Genomic DNA, 17,651 nt, shown 5'->3' with positions numbered 1-17,651 from the left:
GGAGCCCCGCATGACGAACGCGCCTGACGCGCCTGCCCCCGTCCCCTCCGGCGACGATGAAGAAGCTCGCCGTGCCGAGCTTGCCGAAGTGCACGAGCAGAAGGCCGTTCGTCTCGCCAAGCGCGAGCGCCTGATCTCCCAGCGTGCGGATGCTGCGGGCGGGGCGTTCCCCGTCGCCGTGCCGGTCACGCACAGCATCCCGGCGCTCCGTGCCGAATACGGCGAGCTCGAAGCCGACGCCGAGACCGGTGTCGTCGTCGGCGTGGCCGGACGCGTCGTGTTCAGCCGGAACACCGGCAAGCTCTGCTTCGCGACGCTGCAGGCCGGCGACGGCTCGCGCATCCAGGCGATGATCTCGCTCGCGAACGTCGGCGAGGAATCGCTGGCGGACTGGAAGGAGCACGTCGACCTGGGCGACCACGTCTTCGTGCACGGCGAGGTGATCTCCAGCCGCCGCGGCGAGCTGTCGATCATGGCGGACGCTTGGAGCATCGCCTCCAAGGCGATCCTGCCGCTGCCGAACGCGTACTCCGAACTCAGCGAGGAGGGGCGCGTGCGCAGCCGCTACCTCGATCTGATCGTCCGCGAGCAGGCGCGCACGACCGTTCGCGCTCGTGCGGCGGTGAACGCCAGCCTGCGCGCGACCTTCACGAGCCACGATTACCTCGAGGTCGAGACGCCCATGCTGCAGGTGCAGCACGGCGGCGCCTCCGCTCGCCCGTTCATCACCCGCTCCAACGCCTTCGACACCGAGCTGTACCTGCGCATCGCGCCGGAGCTCTACCTGAAGCGCGCCGTCGTCGGCGGCATCGAGCGCGTGTTCGAGATCAACCGGAACTTCCGCAACGAGGGCGCAGACTCCACGCACAGCCCCGAGTTCGCGATGCTCGAGGCCTACCAGGCCTACGGCGACTACAACCAGATGGCACAGCTCACGCAGGAGCTCGTGCAGCAGGCGGCGATCGCCGTCTCCGGCTCCACGACCGTCACCTGGGCCGATGGCACGGAGTACGACCTCGGCGGCGAGTGGGACCGCATCTCGATGTACGAGTCGCTCTCCGCGGCATCCGGACGCACCGTGACCCCTGACGACTCGGTCGAGGACCTCATCGCGTTCGCCGAGGCGAACGACGTCGACGTCCCGCCGCAGGCGACCCACGGAAAGCTCGTCGAAGAGCTCTGGGAGCACTTCGTGAAGGGCGACCTCGTGCGCCCCACGTTCGTGATGGACTTCCCGCTCGACACGTCGCCGCTGGTGCGCGAGCACCGCTCGATCGCCGGCGTGGTCGAGAAGTGGGACCTGTACATTCGCGGGTTCGAACTGGCCACCGGGTACTCCGAGCTCGTCGATCCCGTGATCCAGCGCGAACGCTTCATCGAGCAGGCGAAGCTCGCCGCACGCGGCGATGTCGAGGCCATGCGCGTCGACGAGGAGTTCCTCCGCGCGCTCGAACACGGCATGCCGCCGACGGGCGGCATGGGCATGGGGATCGACCGTCTGCTCATGGCGATCACGGGCCTCGGCATCCGCGAGACCATCCTCTTCCCGCTCGTGAAGTGACGACGAGGCGGCGTCATGCCGCCTCGTCCATCCGACGGTCGAATGCCCATTCCGGCAGCGGTCGGGTGCGGAACAGGTCGCTCAGCAGCTGACCGAAGCTGTAGTCCGGCGCGATCCGGCGCACCTCGTCGAGGTACTTCTCGGAGTGCGACGTGCGCCCGAGCGCCCACGACAGCCAGGCGGCCAGCGCGAGCGGGCCGATCCGTCGTGCCTGCGGGGCGAGTGCCGCCAGAGCCCGCGCTGTGCGCAATGCGGCATGCAGCCGTGAGATGTCCGGACGAGGACCCTCGCCGACCATGACCTGACAGCTCTGCGCCGACGGCAGCGCCCGCGTGCGCTGGTGAGCGCGCTGAGACACGAGTGCGTCGTGCCCGGCCGCCAGGTCACCGGCCCACTGCGCGAGGGCGACGTCGCGGTACACCGGCTTGTCGAGCAGCCAGATCAGGGCGGCGCACACGAACGGCGGCGGGTCGTCCGGGAAGTCCACCGCGGCCTCGAACAGCTCTGGGATGTGCTCAAGGAGCAGCGCGGCCGCGAAGGCCTCCAGCCGCTCGCCTTCCACCTCGTCCTCGCGCTCGTCGTCCGCGCTCTGCACGATGTCGTCGAGCGCGAGCAGCACTCGACCGACCTTCTCGGTGAGCAGCAGCCCGTACACCGGCAGGTCGGTGCCGGCGTGCTGGTCGCCCTCGACGTCGTGCGCGGCCGGCGGACTCGCGGCGGGACGGATCGTGTCCAGCGGGTGCAGCTCTGGGTCTTCGTCGAGGTAGCTCGCCCATCCCTCCGGCGTGACGCAGAGCGCGTCGACGATGCCGAGCCGTTGCGCCTCGGCCGCGGCGAGGACCTCCTCCACGACGATTCGGTGCGGAAGGACGAGCCCGTCTCCGGTGGGCTGCGCGCTCTCGTCGCAGTAGACGACGACCGCGACGGCGTCGGAGCGTTCGACCCGGTTCGCCAGGGCGATGGCGCGCTCCGCGAACGCGGCCGGTTCCTCATCGGGCAGATCGATGCGCAGTGCGCCGTACGTGCGTTTGCCCTCGAAGGGCGTGAGGACGATGCTCTGCGTCGGAGTGAAACCGGCGAGTGCGGGGACGAGGCCGAGGAACTCGGCGGAGCCGGAGGCTTTCATCACGGTTGTCATCCCGAGAGTGTGGCAATCCGGGCCGCTCTGCAGGGGCGGATCGGCCGCTGGGGATGGATTCGCCGGAAAGTCGGGTCTGTGCAGAGCAAGTGGCGGATCGTGCGTCCAGCAGCGCGGCGTACGATGGAGGCATGGAGAACTTCTGGACGGCGGTCGCCTGGTCGATCATTCCGACCCTCGCCGTCTGCGTGGTGTTCTTCTTCGTGCTCCGCGGCATCCTGCGCTTCGATCGCACCGAGCGCAAGGTGCACGCGCAGATCGAAGCCGAGGAGCGCGCGGCGCGCGGTCTGCCGCCCAGAGCCTCCTGACCGGGCGGCGTCCGACCCACCCACTACGCTGAATCCAGCGCCGATGCGAGATACGCGGTGCGGACAGCCAGGGGGTGACGTGCATGGACGCCTGGCCGTGGTGGGTGGTCGTCGGTCTCGCCGTCATCGACATCGCCATCCGCATCACCGCGATCATCGTCGTGCCGCGCAACCGCAGGCCGACGGCCGCGATGGCCTGGCTTCTGGCGATCTTCTTCATCCCGTTCTTCGGGGTGTTCCTCTTCCTGCTGATCGGAAATCCGCGGCTGCCGCGGGCTCGTCGCCGCAAGCAGCAGCAGATCAACGACTACATCGCCGAGACGAGCGAGCACCTGCATTTCGGCACCCTGCGTCCTGATGCGCCCGGCTGGTTCCCCCCGCTCGTCCGGATGAATCAGCAGATGGGCGCGATGCCGCTCTCCGGCGACAACGGCGCGCACCTGATCTCCGACTACCAGGAGTCGCTCGACGCGATGGCGGATGCCGTGCGCAGCGCGGAGCTCTACGTGCACGTCGAGTTCTACATCCTGCAGTCGGATGCCGCGACCGACAACTTCTTCCGGGCGATGGAGGAGGCCGCGGCGCGCGGCGTCTCGGTCAGGGTGCTGCTCGACCACTGGGCGAACCGGTTCAAGCCGCGTTTCCGCCGCACCGTCGACCGACTCAACCGCATGGGCGCCGATTGGCACGTCATGCTGCCGGTGCGGCCGCTCAAGGGGCACATGCAGCGTCCCGACCTGCGCAACCACCGCAAGCTCCTCGTGGTGGACGGCAACGTCGCGTTCATGGGATCGCAGAACGTCACCGACTCCACGTACAACCTGCCGAAGAACATCAAGCGCGGCCTGCACTGGGTCGACCTCATGGTCAGACTCGACGGCCCCATCGTGGCCAGTGTCAACGCGATCTTCCTCAGCGATTGGTACAGCGAGACCGATCAGGTGCTCTCGGACATCGACATCGCGCACGCGACCCAGGGCACCGGGGATCTCGACTGCCAGGTCGTCCCGTCAGGGCCGGGCTTCGAGGTCGAGAACAATCTCCGGCTCTTCCTCAGCCTGCTGTATTCGGCCAAGCGCAAGATCATGATCGTGAGCCCGTACTTCGTCCCGGACGAGGCGCTGCTGCTCGCGGTCACCGCGGCATCCGATCGGGGCGTCGAGATCGAACTGTTCGTGTCCGAAGAGGGCGACCAGGCCATGGTCTACCACGCTCAGCGCAGCTACTACGAGGCGCTGCTGCGCGGCGGCGTGCGGATCTGGATGTACCGCAAGCCGTACATCCTGCACACGAAGAGCCTGACGATCGACGATCAGGTGGCGGTGATCGGCTCGAGCAACATGGACATGCGCTCGTTCGGTCTGAACCTCGAGATCTCGCTGCTCGTGCGCGGCGAGGAGTTCGTCCAGGAGATGCGCGTCGTCGAGGACGAGTATCGCCGACTGAGCCGGGAGCTGACGCTGGAGGAGTGGATGCAGCAGCCGCTGCGCTCGACCGTCCTCGACAATCTGGCGAGGCTCACCTCCGCTCTGCAGTGATCACGGCTACGGTGGGTGCCATGACCACGATCTCGCGTGCCGCCCTCTCGTTCGCCGGCCTCGCCGCCGTCGCTGCGCTCGCCGCCGGTTGCGCGACGACGCCCGCGGACACCAGCCCGACCAGTTCGAGCGCTCCGGAGCAGAGCGCGGCGCCCACGCCGCTGAAGGAGGACGACTTCGAAGGCGCATGGCTCGACGAAGGGCGCATGTTCGCGGTCATCACGCTGGGGTCGTCCACGTGCATCCCGCAGGTCGACGAGGTCACGGCATCAGGACAGCAGGTCACCGTGACGCTCGTCGATCCGGATCCTGACGCCATATGCACGATGGACCTCGCGCCGCGCGCGAGCGTCGGCGCGTTCCCCGAGGGCGTCGATCCGGCCCAGGAGGTCGAACTGCTCGTCACCTACGACGGAGTGACGGACGATATCGACCTCGACGGGGACTCCGCTCTGACCGGCGTTCCGGGAACGCCGAGCGAGTACACACCGAGCGCCGGCTGGTTCGACGATGAGAGCCTCGTGCTGCTGACGTGGGGCTCGTCGTCCTGCCCGCCGGTCATCGAGTCTGTGGAGGGCGCCGGTGCCACCGGCACCGTCACGTTCGCGGCCGAAGAAGAGGGCGCGCAGTGCACGATGGACATGGCCCCGCGGGCGGTGATCATCGCGTTCGGTGAAGACGAGGTCGAGGACGACGACTTCCAGCTCACGCTGGTCGGTGCGAACCTCGACACCACGATCCCGGTTCGCGGCTGACGGCGGTCACAGCCCGTCGGTCGACACCGAATCGGGGATCGCCAGGATCAGCGCGCCGGGGTCGGCGCGGCAGTGCAGGCGGACGGCGGTGCCGAACTCGTCGCCGTCCAGCTCGATCGGAGTCGGGTGCGTGCTGGCGGCCTCCGCCGATACGCCGCTCAGATAGCGGACCGATGCATCGCGGCCGCGGCGCTCGAGCACGAGCCGTCCGGCGCGGAAGCGCCGCAGCACCGAGTTGTCCCACCAGATCTTGCGCCACACGCCGAGCCAGCCGAACGGGCCGGAGGGCTGGATGATCGCGATGTCGAGCGTGCCGTCGGTGATCGATGCGGTCGGGATGAGCGCGATGCCGGCGGGGAGCATGCCGCAGTTCGCGAACAATGCGCTGTAGACCTTGGTCGAGTGCAGGCGCGACTCGTCCAACTGGTAGACGATGCGGAACGGCTTCGCCGCGACGAGGGAACGGGCGGCGCCGTCGACGTACGCGACCCAACCGACGGACTTCTTCAGATCGGGCCGGGTGTTCGCGATCATGTCGGCATCCAGCCCCATGCCGGCCAGCACGACGAAGGCGTGCGTCTCGGACGAGCCGTCCTCGCGGGTCAGCGTCGCCCAGCCGAGATCAACGGGAAGGGTGCGACCGGCCAGCGCCGCACGGATGATCGCCGTCGGATCCGTCAGCGGCAGACCGAGGTTGCGGGCGAACAGGTTGCCGGTGCCGCTGGGGAGGATCCCGAGCGTCACCCCGGTGTCCGCGACGGCCTCGGCAACCGCGCGCACGGTGCCGTCGCCGCCGGCGACGAGCACCGCGGACACTCCTTCGTCCACCGCGTGGCGCGCGACGCCCTGCCCGGCATCCTCGATCGTGGTCGGCAGCCACAGCGGAGGCGACCAGCCGGCCTCCTCCGCGCTGGAGGCCACGAGCGCCTTCAGCTGCGTCTCGTTCACCTTGATCGGGTTGTAGACGAGGGCGACCCGATGCAGGGCGGCCGCGGTCGTCATCATGGCCATACTCTAAGGCCTTCCGTCGCCAGGACGTCTCGCGGAGGCATCCGCGCCACGCCATAGACTTGACGAATGATCGACCTCGCTCTTCTCCGCGACAATCCAGACCTCGTCCGCCGCTCGCAGATCGCGCGCGGCCACGATGCGTCCACCGTCGACGCAGCGATCGAGGCCGACCGATCGCGCCGGGCCGCGCTGACCTCGTTCGAGGAGCTGCGCGCCGAGCAGAACGCGTTCGGCAAGCAGGTCGCCAAGGCGCCCAAGGAGGAGAAGGCCGGGCTCGTCGCACAGGCGAAGGAGCTCGCCGAACGGGTCAAGCTCGCCCAGCACGCTGCGGGCGAGGCGGCGGATGCCGCGGCATACGCGCTGGCGCGCATCGAGAACGTCGTGATCGACGGCGTCCCCGCCGGCGGCGAACAGGATTTCGTCGAGCTGCGCCGGGTCGGCCAGGTGCCGACGTTCGATGCCGCCGAGTACCCGAACGGGCCGCGCGACCACCTCGAGATCGGCGAGATCCTCGGGGCGATCGACATGGAGCGCGGCGTCAAGGTCTCGGGCTCCCGCTTCTACTTCCTGCGCGGCGTCGGCGCGCGGCTCGAGATCGCCCTCATGAACCTCGCGCTCGACAAGGCGCTGCAGCACGGGTTCGTGCCGCTCATCACGCCGACGCTCGTGCGTCCCGAGATCATGCAGGGCACTGGCTTCCTCGGCGCGCACGCCGACGAGGTCTACCACCTCGACAAGGACGACGACCTGTACCTGGTCGGCACCAGCGAGGTCGCGCTCGCGGGCTACCACAAGGACGAGATCGTCGATCTGTCCAAGGGGGCGCTGCGCTACGCGGGCTGGTCGACCTGCTACCGCCGTGAGGCCGGTTCGTACGGCAAGGACACGCGCGGCATCATCCGCGTGCACCAGTTCAACAAGCTCGAGATGTTCGTCTACACGACGCCGGAGGATGCCGAGGCCGAGCACCTGCGCCTCGTCGCGCTCCAGGAGGAGATGCTGACGTCCCTCGGTCTGTCGTACCGCGTGATCGATGTGGCCGCGGGGGATCTCGGATCCAGCGCCGCACGCAAGTACGACATCGAGGCGTGGGTTCCGACGCAGGATGCGTTCCGCGAGCTCACCTCGACCTCGAACTGCACCAGCTTCCAGGCGCGCCGGCTCGACGTCCGCTACCGCCCGGCCAAGTCCGACGGCCCAGAGACGGTCGAGGGGCAGGCGAAGACTCAGCACGTCGCCACGCTCAACGGCACGCTGGCGACCACGCGCTGGATCGTCGCCATCCTCGAGACGCACCAGCAGCCGGATGGCTCCGTGATCGTCCCTGAAGTGCTGCGGCCCTACCTCGGTGGGCTCGCCGTGCTGGAGCCGGAGGCGTGAGCATCGTCGCAGCGGACGCGCGCTGGCTCGTCGGACTCGACGTCGACGGCACGATCCTGCTGCAGGACGAATCGATGAGCCCCGGGGTGCCCGAGGCCGTCGCGCGGCTGCGGGATGCCGGACACGTCGTCACGATCGCGACCGGCCGCAGCTGGATGGCCACGCTCCGCTACGTCGACGCGCTCGAGATCACGCCGGAGTTCGTGGTGTGCTCGAACGGTGCCGTCACGATGCGCCGTGTCGACGGGGAATGGACGCGCTGGCACGTCGAGACGTTCGACCCGCGCACGGTGCTCGGGCTGCTCGGCGATCGCCTCCCCGAGGCCAGGTACATGGTCGAACTGGCTTCCGGTCAGCGCCTGTTCACGGCGCAGCTGGATGACTGGACGCTCGACGGCGGTCGGCAGGTCTCGTTCGAGGAGCTGGGTGAGCACCCGGTGTCGCGCGTCGTCGTCGTCTCGCCGGGGCACGACGAGGACGACTTCCACCGACTCGTGTCGGATGCCGGGCTGAATGAGGTCTCGTACGCGATCGGCTGGACCGCCTGGCTCGACATCGCTCCGCAGGGCGTCGACAAGGGGACAGCGCTTGCGCGCGTTCATGCCGAACTCGGCATGAACGGCGGGCAGGTCCTCGTCGCCGGCGACGGCCGCAACGACATCGGCATGTTCGGCTGGGCGCTGCGCGTGGGCGGACGCGCGGTTGCGATGGGGCAGGCTCCGGATGAGGTCAAGGATGCCGCCGGCGAGATCACCGAGCATGTCGTGAACGGCGGGCTCGCGCTCGCCCTGGACACCCTGCTTACAGGGTCTCCCCAGGTCATCGCGGGAGAATGACACTCGGCCTGGCCGGTGTTCATCCCGAACTCGGCTAGACTCGACGCCTGATCGGGCAGGTGAGTTCCTGCACGATGGAGGGTTGTCCGAGCGGCCGATGGAGCTGGTCTTGAAAACCAGTGGGCAGAGATGTCTCGTGGGTTCGAATCCCACACCCTCCGCAGATTCCCGAAAGGCCCCGAGTGAGCGATAAGACCCCCCGTCGTCGCACCGTCGCCCGTCACGGTCAGCTGCGCAGCCCCAGCGCCGCGTCCCAGCTGCTGAAGATCATCGGCGTCGCGATGGCCGTCGTGCTCGTCAGCGGCCTGGGCGTCGCCGCCTACGTCGGCACCACGCTGTTCTCGAGCTTCACCGCGAACGCCGTGGAGCTCGAGGGCCAGGAGTCGATCCCGCCGGACATCGCCGAGTTCGAGGGCGGGTTCAACCTGCTGCTCACCGGCGTGGACACGTGCGAGGAGAAGTACGCGCACCTGTTCGGAGAGCGGTGCGAGGGCTCGGATTCCGAGGGGACGCTCAACGACGTCAACCTGCTCCTGCACGTCTCGGACGAGCCGCGCCGCATCACCGCGGTGAGCTTCCCCCGCGACACGATGCTGCCGATCCCGTCCTGCACGGATGAGAACGGCAACGAGACCTCCGCGATGAGCAAGCAGCAGCTCAATACCGCCTTCTCGTACGGCGGCCTGAACTGCGTCGCGCAGACGATCACCGAGCTCACCGGTCAGGAGATCCAGTTCGCGGCCTCAGTGACCTTCGGCGGCGTGATCGAGATCACCGACGCCATCGGCGGGGTCGATGTGTGCCTCGCGAGCGGCATCAAGGACAAGTACACAGGCCTGGATCTGGAGGCCGGCACGCATACGGTCCAGGGCCTGCAGGCCCTGCAGTTCCTGCGCACGCGCCACGGCGTCGGCGACGGCAGCGACCTGGGGCGCATCGGCAACCAGCAGCAGTACATGTCGTCGCTCGCCCGCAAGCTCATCAGCTCCGAGGTGCTGGGCGACGTGCCGACGATGCTGAAGCTCGCCGACACCGCATTGAGCAATGTCACTCCGAGCACCTCGCTGCAGAACCCGATGATGCTCGCGCAGATCGCGCTCGCCGTGAAGGACGTGCCGTTCGAGGACATCGTCTTCCTGCAGTACCCGACTGTGGAGGACCCGAACAATGCGAATCGGGTCGTCCCCGATCGGGACACCGCTCAGGTCATGTGGGACGCGGTCAACGCGAACCAGCAGCTGCAGGTGACGCACGAGAACACGGAGAACGACGGTGTCATCGTCGAGACGCCGGCGCCGACGGATCCTGCGACTCCGACCGAGACGGCAGACCCGGGAACGACCGAGACCCCCGTGCCTTCCGAGACGGTGGCCGCGCTTCCCAATACGATCAAGGGAAACTCCGCCGCTCAGACGACCTGCTCGAACGGCAACGTCCGGGAGTAGCCCGTCGCGGTTCGAGAATGCTCAGCCGGTGGTCGAGCGGCGCACCACGAGCTCCGGCGGGAAGACGGTCTGCCGAGGGATGCTGGCGGGATCCGCCGCTTCCTCCAGAACGATCCGCAGCGCCGTGCGCCCGATCATGCGACTCGGCTGACGGATCGACGACAGCGGGACGGCGGCTGCGGCCGCGAACGGGATGTCGTCGAACCCGATGAGGGCGATCTCGTCCGGCACCAGCATCCGGCCTCCGGAGACCAGCGACTGCAGCAGCCCGAGTGCCACGAGATCGTTGGCGGCGAACAGGGCGTCCGGCCACTCCCGCCGAGGCCGAGTCAGCAGCCGTGCGCCGGCGGCGGCTCCCTCTTCGACCGTCATGGCCGCCGTGGCGATCACTTCGAGGTCGACGCGGACCGCGGCGTTCTCGGCCGCGGCTCTCGCTCCGGCCAGGCGGTCGGTGACCTGGCGCATGTCGAACGGTCCTCCGACGAACGCGATCCGTCGTCGCCCCGCGTCGATGAGGTGATCGATCGCGAGGCGCCCGCCCGCCACGCTGTCCACCGACACCGAGGAGAAGCCGCTGTCGGCGCTGAACCGGTCGACGAGCACGGTCGCGATCCCGCTGGAGCGGAATCGGCGCAGCTGCGTCATCACATCGCCGTACGGGGCGATGAGCAGACCGCGCACCTGCTGCTCGCGGAAGAGATCGAGGTAGACCTTCTCGCGGGAGGGGTCCTCGTCGGTGTTGCCGTACAGGATCGCGATGCCGTGGCTGGACGCCTCGTCCTCCGCGCCGCGCACGACGTCGCTGTAGAACGGGTTCTGTCCGTCGAGCACGACGAATCCGACCGTCGTGCTGACGCCGGCCCGCAGCTTTCGCGCTGCGTCGTTGCGCACATAGCCGAGCTCCTCGACGGCTCTGGTCACGCGTTCGACCGAATCGGCTGAGACCTCGTCCGGACGGTTCAGGACGTTCGAGACCGTGCCGACCGACACTCCGGCGCGCTGGGCGACATCGCGGATGCTGATCGGCATCTGGTCTCCTCTCGCCATCGGGTGGGTCACAGTTCGGTCGCGAAGGTATTGCTCTTCGACCGGTCTCCCATACACTAGCTGAAACGAGCCTGAATCGATTCATGTATGGTTCATCTCGTACGAATCGTTCGACCTCGAAGGAGAGGACACGCCTGTGACCGCAGAAGTCCCACCCGGCGCCGCGCTGGAGCTGCATCGCGTCGTGAAGTCCTTCGGGCCGGTGATCGCCCTCCGCTCCGGCAGCCTCACGATGCAGCCGCACTCGATCCATGCACTGATCGGCGAGAACGGCGCGGGCAAGTCCACACTGGTCAAGATCATGGCCGGGCTGTACCGCCGGGACTCGGGCGATTTCCGTCTGCACGGCGAACCGGTAGACTTCTCCAGCACCGCGCAGTCGAAGGCTGCTGGTATCGCGGTGATCTACCAGGAGCCGACTCTCTTCCCGGATCTGTCCGTCACCGAGAACATCTTCATGGGCCGCCAGCCGGTGAACCGCTTCGGGCGCATCGACCGCAAGGCCATGCGCGCCGAGGTCGAGCAGATCTTCCACCGTCTCGGGGTCGCGCTCGACCCCGACCGCGTCACCGACGGCCTGTCGATCGCCGATCAGCAGATCATCGAGATCGCGAAGGCCATCTCGCTCGATGCCAGCGTGCTCATCATGGACGAGCCGACAGCGGCGTTGAGCGGTGTCGAGGTGGACCGGCTCTTCGCCGTCGCGCGGAGCCTGCGCGATGAGGGCCGCGCGGTGCTGTTCATCTCGCACCGGTTCGACGAGGTCTTCGCCCTGTGCGACACCGTCACCGTGATGCGCGACGGCGCCTATATCGCGACCACGCCGATCGCGGACACGACCGTCGACGAGCTCGTGCGCCAGATGGTCGGCCGCGACATCACCGAGCTCTTCCCGAAGCAGGATGCCGTCGTCGGCGACCCGCTGCTCGAGGTCGAGGGGCTCACGAGCCCCGGCCTCTTCCATGACATCTCGTTCGCCGTGCGCGCCGGGGAGATCGTCGCGCTCGCCGGTCTCGTCGGCGCCGGACGCAGTGAGGTGGCCAGAGCCGTCTTCGGCGTCGACGGCTACCGGGAGGGGACGGTGCGAATGCAGGGCAGAGCGGTCCCGCAGCGCAACCCCACCGAGGCGATGCGGGCAGGACTCGCGCTCGTCCCGGAGGACCGTCGCAAGCAGGGACTCGTGATCGACGCAGCGGTCGGCGGAAACATCACCCTCGCGATCCGCAGGCGCCTCGCGCGATGGGGGCTCATCACCACGGGCATCGAGAACAGGGCCGCCCGCGAATGGGCATCCCGGCTCGAGGTCAAGACCCACGCGCTCGACACGGTCGCAGCGACCCTGTCCGGCGGCAACCAGCAGAAGGTGGTCCTCGCCAAATGGCTGGCCACCGACCCGAAGGTGCTGATCATCGACGAGCCGACCAGAGGAATCGACGTCGGCACCAAGTCCGAAGTGCACCGGCTGCTGTCGCAGCTCGCCGGTGAGGGGCGCGGAATCCTGATGATCTCGTCCGAGCTGCCGGAGGTGCTGGGCATGGCCGACCGCGTCCTCGTGATGCGCGAGGGCCGGATCACGGCCGAGATCGACCGCGCCGAGGCCACCAGCGAGAACGTCATGTTCGCCGCGACGCACGCCGCGGAGGTGAACTCGTGACCGCGATCGCCCCGGCACCTGACTTCGCGGTGCGCAAGAGCTTCGGCGGCGTCGGCCGCGCGCGCGAACTCGGCATCCTCGCCGCCCTCGTGCTCGTCGTCGCAGCCGCGACCATCAAGAACCCGAACTTCCTGTTCTCCAGCGACGGCTGGCGCGATCTGCTGCTGACACCGTCGATCCTCGTGCTCGTGGCGGTCGGCCAGGCCATTGTCATCATCACGCGCAACGTGGACCTGTCCGTCGGCTCGGTGATGGGCCTGACGGCGTACCTCACCGGGCGACTGTTCATCGACATCCCCGGCATCCCGATCATCCTCGTCGTGCTCGCAGCCGTCCTGTTCGGCGCCGTGCTCGGTCTCATCAACGGAGCGCTCGTCGCCTTCGCGAAGGTGCCGGCGATGGTGATCACGCTCGGCACGCTGTATGCCTATCGCGGCATCAATGTCCTCTGGACCGGCAGCGACCGGGTGAATCCGTCTGACATGCCGAAGGACTTCCTCGCGCTCGGCACCCAGCAGATCCTCACCGTCCCGGTGCTCACGATCGTCGCGGTCATCGTGCTGGCGGGTGCCGCCTGGTACATGCGCAACACGCGCAGTGGCCGGGAGTACTACGCGATCGGCTCGGAGCCGGCCGCGGCCGAACTCTACGGTCTGCGGGTCACACGCCGCGTGCTGACGGCATTCATCCTGTCCGGCGCGCTGGCCGGCCTCGCCGGCGTGTTCTACGCCGCCCGGTACGGATCGATCAGTTCGCAGGCGGGCTCCGGATGGGAACTGGATGCCGTGGGCGCGGCCGTGATCGGCGGCATCGCGATCACCGGCGGTGTCGGCTCCGTGTGGTGCGCGGCCATTGGCGCCATGCTCCTCATGACCATCAACAGGGCGCTGCCGATCCTCGGCATCCCAGACTTCTGGCAGCGGGCCGTCGTCGGCGTGCTCATCATCGGAGCGATCGTGCTGGACCGGGTGCTCGCGGTGAGACAGAAACGCCGGCTCATCGAGGCGAGGGACGAATCATGACCGCGACCACTTCGACGCCGCGCGTCATCCGCGACTACGACCGTCCACTCTGGCGGCGCGTGCTCCTCACGCGCGAGTTCGCCATCATCGGGTTGCTCGCCCTCGTGATCGTCGTCGCATCCACGACGATCCGCGGGTTCGGACAGCCGATCACGTACAACTATCTGCTGCTCGACGTCGCGCCGATCCTGCTCGTCGCGCTGCCGATGACGCTGGTGATGGTGACCGGAGAGATCGACCTGTCCGTCGGCTCGATGGTCGGCCTTGCCAGCGTGGTGACCGGCGTGCTCACCCAGGCCGGGGCGCCGTTCGAGATCGCCGCACTCGCCGCGCTGGCGGTCGGAGTCGTCGGCGGTGCGTTCAACGGCTTCCTCGTCACGGTGGTCGGGCTACCGTCGCTCGCGGTCACGATCGGCACTCTGGCGCTGTTCCGCGGGCTCGCGGTCGGGCTGCTCGGCACCACAGCGGTCACGGACTTCCCCGAGCTGTGGACCGATCTCGCGAAGGCCAAGATCGCCGGCACCACGATCCCGTACATCGTCATCCCGTTCCTGATCCTGCTCGCGATCTTCGTGGTGCTGCTGCATTTCACGCCGTTCGGCCGCGGGATCTACGCGATCGGCCTGTCGAAGGACGCCGCGCGCTTCTCGGGAGTGCACGTCGAGCGGACGAAGTTCCTCCTGTTCGTGCTGGCCGGCGTCGTCGCCGCGTTCGCCGGGATCTTCTACACGCTGCGATTCGGCAGCGCCAGAGGCGATAACGCGACCGGCCTCGAACTGCAGGTGATCGCGGCGGTCGTGCTCGGCGGCGTCTCCGTCTTCGGCGGACGCGGGCACCTGCACGGCGTCGTCGCGGCCGTGCTCCTGATCGGTGTGCTCGGCAGCAGCCTGCGACTGGCCGGGGTCACCAGCGACGTCATCAACATCATCACGGGCGGACTGCTGATCTTCTCGGTCGTCGCCGCCAGCATCCTCGCCTGGGCCGAACGCGTGCGCGCACGGGTCGGACCGCCACGCATCGCAGCCACGTCCTGAAATCAACCGAACAACAGTTAGGAAGAACAATGAAGTTTGCACGCAAGCGCGTCACGGCCATCGCTGCCGTGGCAGTCGCCGCAGCCCTGGTGCTGTCCGGGTGCGCCGACACCGGCGGAGGCGGCTCCGAGGGTGACGGCGGCGGATCCGGCGGCAGCTCGGACAACCTGACGATCACGTTCCTGCCCAAGAACCTCGGAAACCCGTACTTCGACACCTCGAGCACGGGTGGCAAGGCGGCGGTCGACGAACTCGGCGGCACGTTCGCCGAGGTCGGCCCCGCGGAGGCGACGCCGGATGCACAGGTCAGCTACATCAACACCGCGACGCAGCAGGGCGTCGGCGCGCTGGTCGTCTCGGCCAACGACCCGAAGGCGATCTGCGACGCGCTCAACGAGGCTCGGGATGCCGGGGTGAAGGTCGTGACCTTCGACTCCGACACGAACGCGGACTGCCGCGACCTGTTCATCAACCAGGCGGATGCCGAGGGCATCGCCAAGGTGCAGGTCGACCTGATCGCCGACCAGATCGGCGGAGCCGGCGAGGTCGCGATCCTCTCGGCATCCGCCAACGCGACCAACCAGAACGCCTGGATCGACCTGATGGAGGAGTACGTCGCGAGCGAGTACCCGGAGATCACGCTCGTCGAGACCGTCTACGGCGATGACGACGACCAGACGTCGTTCGACAAGACGGCGGCACTGCTGCAGACGCACCCGAACCTGAAGGGCATCATCTCGCCCACCACGGTCGGCATCGCGGCGGCCGCGCGCTACCTGTCGACGTCGGACTACAAGGGCGCGGTCGCGCTGACCGGACTCGGCACTCCGAACCAGATGCGCGAGTACGTCGAGGACGGCACCGTCACGGCGTTCGCGCTGTGGAACCCGGAGGACCTCGGCTACCTGTCCGCGTACGCGGCTGCGGCGCTGATCCAGGGCGACATCACCGGCGAAGAGGGCGACACCTTCGAGGCCGGCGAGCTCGGTGAGTACGAGGTCGGCGCCGACGGCGTCGTGCTGCTCGGCGACCCGTTCGTGTTCGACGCGGACAACATCGGCGACTTCGACTTCTGAGTCGCACCTGCTCGCTCCCCCTCGCTCAACGAGCGAGGGGGAGCGAGCATGGGCGGCGAGCCGGCTCAGACGCGGGTCAGCCGCACCGCCATGAACTGCCGTCCAGGCAGGTCGACGCGCAGGGACCCGGAGTGGACTCCGGGAAGACGATCGACCGTCATGTTCCACGTATCGATCACGTCCACGGCCCATTGACCCTCGGCCAGCAGCAGGCTGCGGAACCGGGGCCGGTTGAACCCGAAATAGCCGACTCTGACCCGGCCGTCGACGCCGCCCCACGGCACGTCCCAGTCGCCGGGAAGCGGGTCCCAGACGCCGTCCGGCGCCTCGGCCAGCAGCTTCTCGAGGAACGCGATCCGGTCGGGGGAGGTGCCGTGCAGCACGCCGCCCTTCGACCACCACAGGGTCTCGTCCTCCAGGCCGAGCGCCTCCGGCAGGTACGTCTCGCCGTGGCCGACATAGCCGCCGCGGACCGCGCCCTCCCAGAAGCGGCGCACCATCTCCTCCCCGGTGATGTTGCCCCAGCCCTGATCGATGTCGCCCTCGTAGGCGCACTCGTCGATGACGACCGGCTTGCCCCAGCGCTCGCGCCACTCGTCCGTGTTCTCGGCCGTGCGGTAGACGTCGACGCGCTGCACGCTCACGTGCGTGATCCACGGCTTCGAGTAGTCGTAGAACGGGCGGCAGTTGTGGATCGAGTTCAGGTGCCCGAACGCATCCTCCTCGCCCACGATCTCGGCCAGCCGCTCCCAATCGGCGGTGTCTTTGGCCCAGAGCAGGTCGTACTCGTTGGCCATCGACCACCACACGTTCGCGAAAGCCGAGAGGCGTCGAACGACGTAGCGCAGGTAGCGTTCATCGACGGCCGGCCCGAGATCGGCGAAGCCCCAACGGTCGTAGGCGTGGAACAGGATGAGGTCCGCTTCGATCCCGAGCGCACCGAGATCGGCGATGCGCTGCTCGAGCCGCCGGAAGTGCGCCGGATCGAACCGCTCCAGATCGAACCCGTCCGCAAGCGAACCGACGAATGGGAAATCGGCAGGCTCGTTCGCGTTGTACAGGTATGACTTCGGGAACACGCACATGCGGATCTTCGTGAACGGCGCCTCGGCGAGCGTCGCCAGAGTCTGCTCCTGCAGGTCCTCCGGCTGATGCGTCCACGCGTAGGCGGTCGTGCCGAGTGGACGGTGCCGGGTGCCGTCGGCATGCCGGAAGTGGAATCCGTCCACGCTGACGGGGCCGTGCACGCCCTCGCGGGGTGCGATCACCTCTGCGATGCCGGTCACGCCGTCCAACGACCGTGCGGTCGATCGGGTGACGAAGGACCAAGCACCCTCGGCATCCGCCAGCGCTCGGACGAGGTACACGCCGTCGCCGTCGTAGAAGCCGCCGACGCGCACCTCGGTGCCGTCGGGACGTGTGAACACGGCATCCAGCTCCACGTCGACGAACGGGTTGCCGTGCGAGGGGCCGTCCAGGCGCACCTCGAGCACGTCCCAGCGCGGGGTCGGCTCCGGCAGGCGCACCGACGCGGATGCCGGAGTGATGGTGTCGTCCTCGTAGGCCGGATCGGGGGCGATCGCCGTCGCGTACGGTGCGCGCTGAACGCCGTCGCCGACCTCGGCGAGGGCGGACCACAGCTTCTGCTGCTCGTCCGGGTCCTCCAGGACGGGGACGAACGCGACGAGCGAGCCCAGACGTCCGTCCCGGTACTGCGTCGCCATCGGGGAGGCGGCGATGCCGGGCATCAGCTTCTCGAGGATGGCGCGCGCGTCCTGGTGGTCGAGGGCTTCACCGAAGGTGGAACGGCGGTCGAACATGGTGTCTCCGTCTCGTGGGATGGGAA

General features: G+C 68.4%; 15 protein-coding genes and 1 tRNA gene. 12 read left to right on the top strand and 4 right to left on the bottom strand.

Features of this window, described 5'->3' with window-relative positions; all coding sequences use genetic code 11:
- The first annotated feature begins 10 nt into the window (after positions 1–10).
- Positions 11–1,561: a lysine--tRNA ligase gene (gene lysS / locus ACWAT3_RS12720; protein WP_460798941.1), complete on the top strand. Its 1,551-nt coding sequence runs from the start codon at positions 11–13 to the stop codon at positions 1,559–1,561.
- 13 nt (positions 1,562–1,574) lie between these two features.
- Here lysS and ACWAT3_RS12715 read toward each other — a convergent pair whose 3' ends face one another.
- Positions 1,575–2,699 (bottom strand): DUF4192 family protein, encoded by a 1,125-nt coding sequence (locus ACWAT3_RS12715; protein WP_460798939.1) that lies wholly within the window; start codon positions 2,697–2,699, stop codon positions 1,575–1,577.
- A gap of 131 nt (positions 2,700–2,830) precedes the next feature.
- Here ACWAT3_RS12715 and ACWAT3_RS12710 point away from each other — a divergent pair, with 131 nt between their 5' ends.
- From ACWAT3_RS12710 to ACWAT3_RS12700, 3 genes are all read left to right on the top strand, one after another.
- On the top strand, positions 2,831–3,007 hold the full coding sequence (locus tag ACWAT3_RS12710; protein ID WP_460798938.1) for a hypothetical protein: 177 nt from the start codon (positions 2,831–2,833) through the stop codon (positions 3,005–3,007).
- Positions 3,008–3,090: 83 nt separating this feature from the next.
- Positions 3,091–4,545 (top strand): cardiolipin synthase, encoded by a 1,455-nt coding sequence (gene cls, locus ACWAT3_RS12705; RefSeq protein ID WP_460798936.1) that lies wholly within the window; start codon positions 3,091–3,093, stop codon positions 4,543–4,545.
- Between the two features lie 20 nt (positions 4,546–4,565).
- Entirely contained in the window at positions 4,566–5,300 is a 735-nt protein-coding gene (locus ACWAT3_RS12700) for a hypothetical protein (protein WP_460798934.1), read from the top strand.
- A 6-nt stretch (positions 5,301–5,306) separates the two neighbouring features.
- Here the strand turns inward: ACWAT3_RS12700 and ACWAT3_RS12695 are convergent, their stop codons facing one another.
- The gene (locus ACWAT3_RS12695; RefSeq protein ID WP_460798933.1) at positions 5,307–6,305 is read right to left on the bottom strand and encodes a diacylglycerol/lipid kinase family protein; all 999 of its coding nucleotides are present in this window, start codon (positions 6,303–6,305) and stop codon (positions 5,307–5,309) included.
- Between the two features lie 72 nt (positions 6,306–6,377).
- Here ACWAT3_RS12695 and serS point away from each other — a divergent pair, with 72 nt between their 5' ends.
- The 4 genes from serS (at position 6,378) to ACWAT3_RS12675 (ending at position 9,972) form a co-directional block, all read left to right on the top strand.
- Entirely contained in the window at positions 6,378–7,691 is a 1,314-nt protein-coding gene (serS, locus tag ACWAT3_RS12690; protein ID WP_460798931.1) for a serine--tRNA ligase, read from the top strand.
- The gene (locus ACWAT3_RS12685) at positions 7,688–8,527 is read left to right on the top strand and encodes an HAD family hydrolase (protein ID WP_460798929.1); all 840 of its coding nucleotides are present in this window, start codon (positions 7,688–7,690) and stop codon (positions 8,525–8,527) included. The genes serS and ACWAT3_RS12685 overlap by 4 nt, the downstream gene beginning before the upstream one ends.
- 76 nt (positions 8,528–8,603) lie before the next feature.
- A tRNA-Ser gene (locus tag ACWAT3_RS12680) sits at positions 8,604–8,688 on the top strand.
- A 21-nt stretch (positions 8,689–8,709) separates the two neighbouring features.
- Positions 8,710–9,972, top strand: a complete 1,263-nt coding sequence (locus ACWAT3_RS12675; protein ID WP_460798927.1) for an LCP family protein — start codon at positions 8,710–8,712, stop codon at positions 9,970–9,972.
- 21 nt (positions 9,973–9,993) lie between these two features.
- On the opposite strand, the gene ACWAT3_RS12670 is transcribed toward ACWAT3_RS12675, so the two are convergent.
- Positions 9,994–11,001, bottom strand: a complete 1,008-nt coding sequence (locus ACWAT3_RS12670) for a LacI family DNA-binding transcriptional regulator (RefSeq protein WP_460798925.1) — start codon at positions 10,999–11,001, stop codon at positions 9,994–9,996.
- Between the two features lie 154 nt (positions 11,002–11,155).
- On the opposite strand from ACWAT3_RS12670, the gene ACWAT3_RS12665 reads away from it, so the two are divergent.
- The 4 genes from ACWAT3_RS12665 to rhaS are packed head-to-tail and all read left to right on the top strand — an operon-like array spanning position 11,156 to position 15,805.
- Positions 11,156–12,673, top strand: a complete 1,518-nt coding sequence (locus ACWAT3_RS12665; protein WP_460798923.1) for a sugar ABC transporter ATP-binding protein — start codon at positions 11,156–11,158, stop codon at positions 12,671–12,673.
- Positions 12,670–13,695, top strand: coding sequence for an ABC transporter permease (locus ACWAT3_RS12660; RefSeq protein WP_460798921.1), 1,026 nt, complete (start codon positions 12,670–12,672; stop codon positions 13,693–13,695). Before ACWAT3_RS12665 ends, ACWAT3_RS12660 begins: the two co-directional genes overlap by 4 nt.
- The gene (locus tag ACWAT3_RS12655; RefSeq protein WP_460798919.1) at positions 13,692–14,729 is read left to right on the top strand and encodes an ABC transporter permease; all 1,038 of its coding nucleotides are present in this window, start codon (positions 13,692–13,694) and stop codon (positions 14,727–14,729) included. The genes ACWAT3_RS12660 and ACWAT3_RS12655 overlap by 4 nt, the downstream gene beginning before the upstream one ends.
- 29 nt (positions 14,730–14,758) lie before the next feature.
- Positions 14,759–15,805 (top strand): rhamnose ABC transporter substrate-binding protein, encoded by a 1,047-nt coding sequence (gene rhaS / locus ACWAT3_RS12650; RefSeq protein WP_460798917.1) that lies wholly within the window; start codon positions 14,759–14,761, stop codon positions 15,803–15,805.
- 65 nt (positions 15,806–15,870) lie between these two features.
- Here the strand turns inward: rhaS and ACWAT3_RS12645 are convergent, their stop codons facing one another.
- Positions 15,871–17,625, bottom strand: coding sequence for a DUF5605 domain-containing protein (locus ACWAT3_RS12645; RefSeq protein ID WP_460798915.1), 1,755 nt, complete (start codon positions 17,623–17,625; stop codon positions 15,871–15,873).
- Positions 17,626–17,651: the final 26 nt, after the last annotated feature.

This window comes from Microbacterium sp. GXF0217 (genome assembly GCF_054798195.1).
Note: the sequence above shows the minus strand (reverse complement) of the source record. Positions and strands in the feature narration are given on the sequence as shown.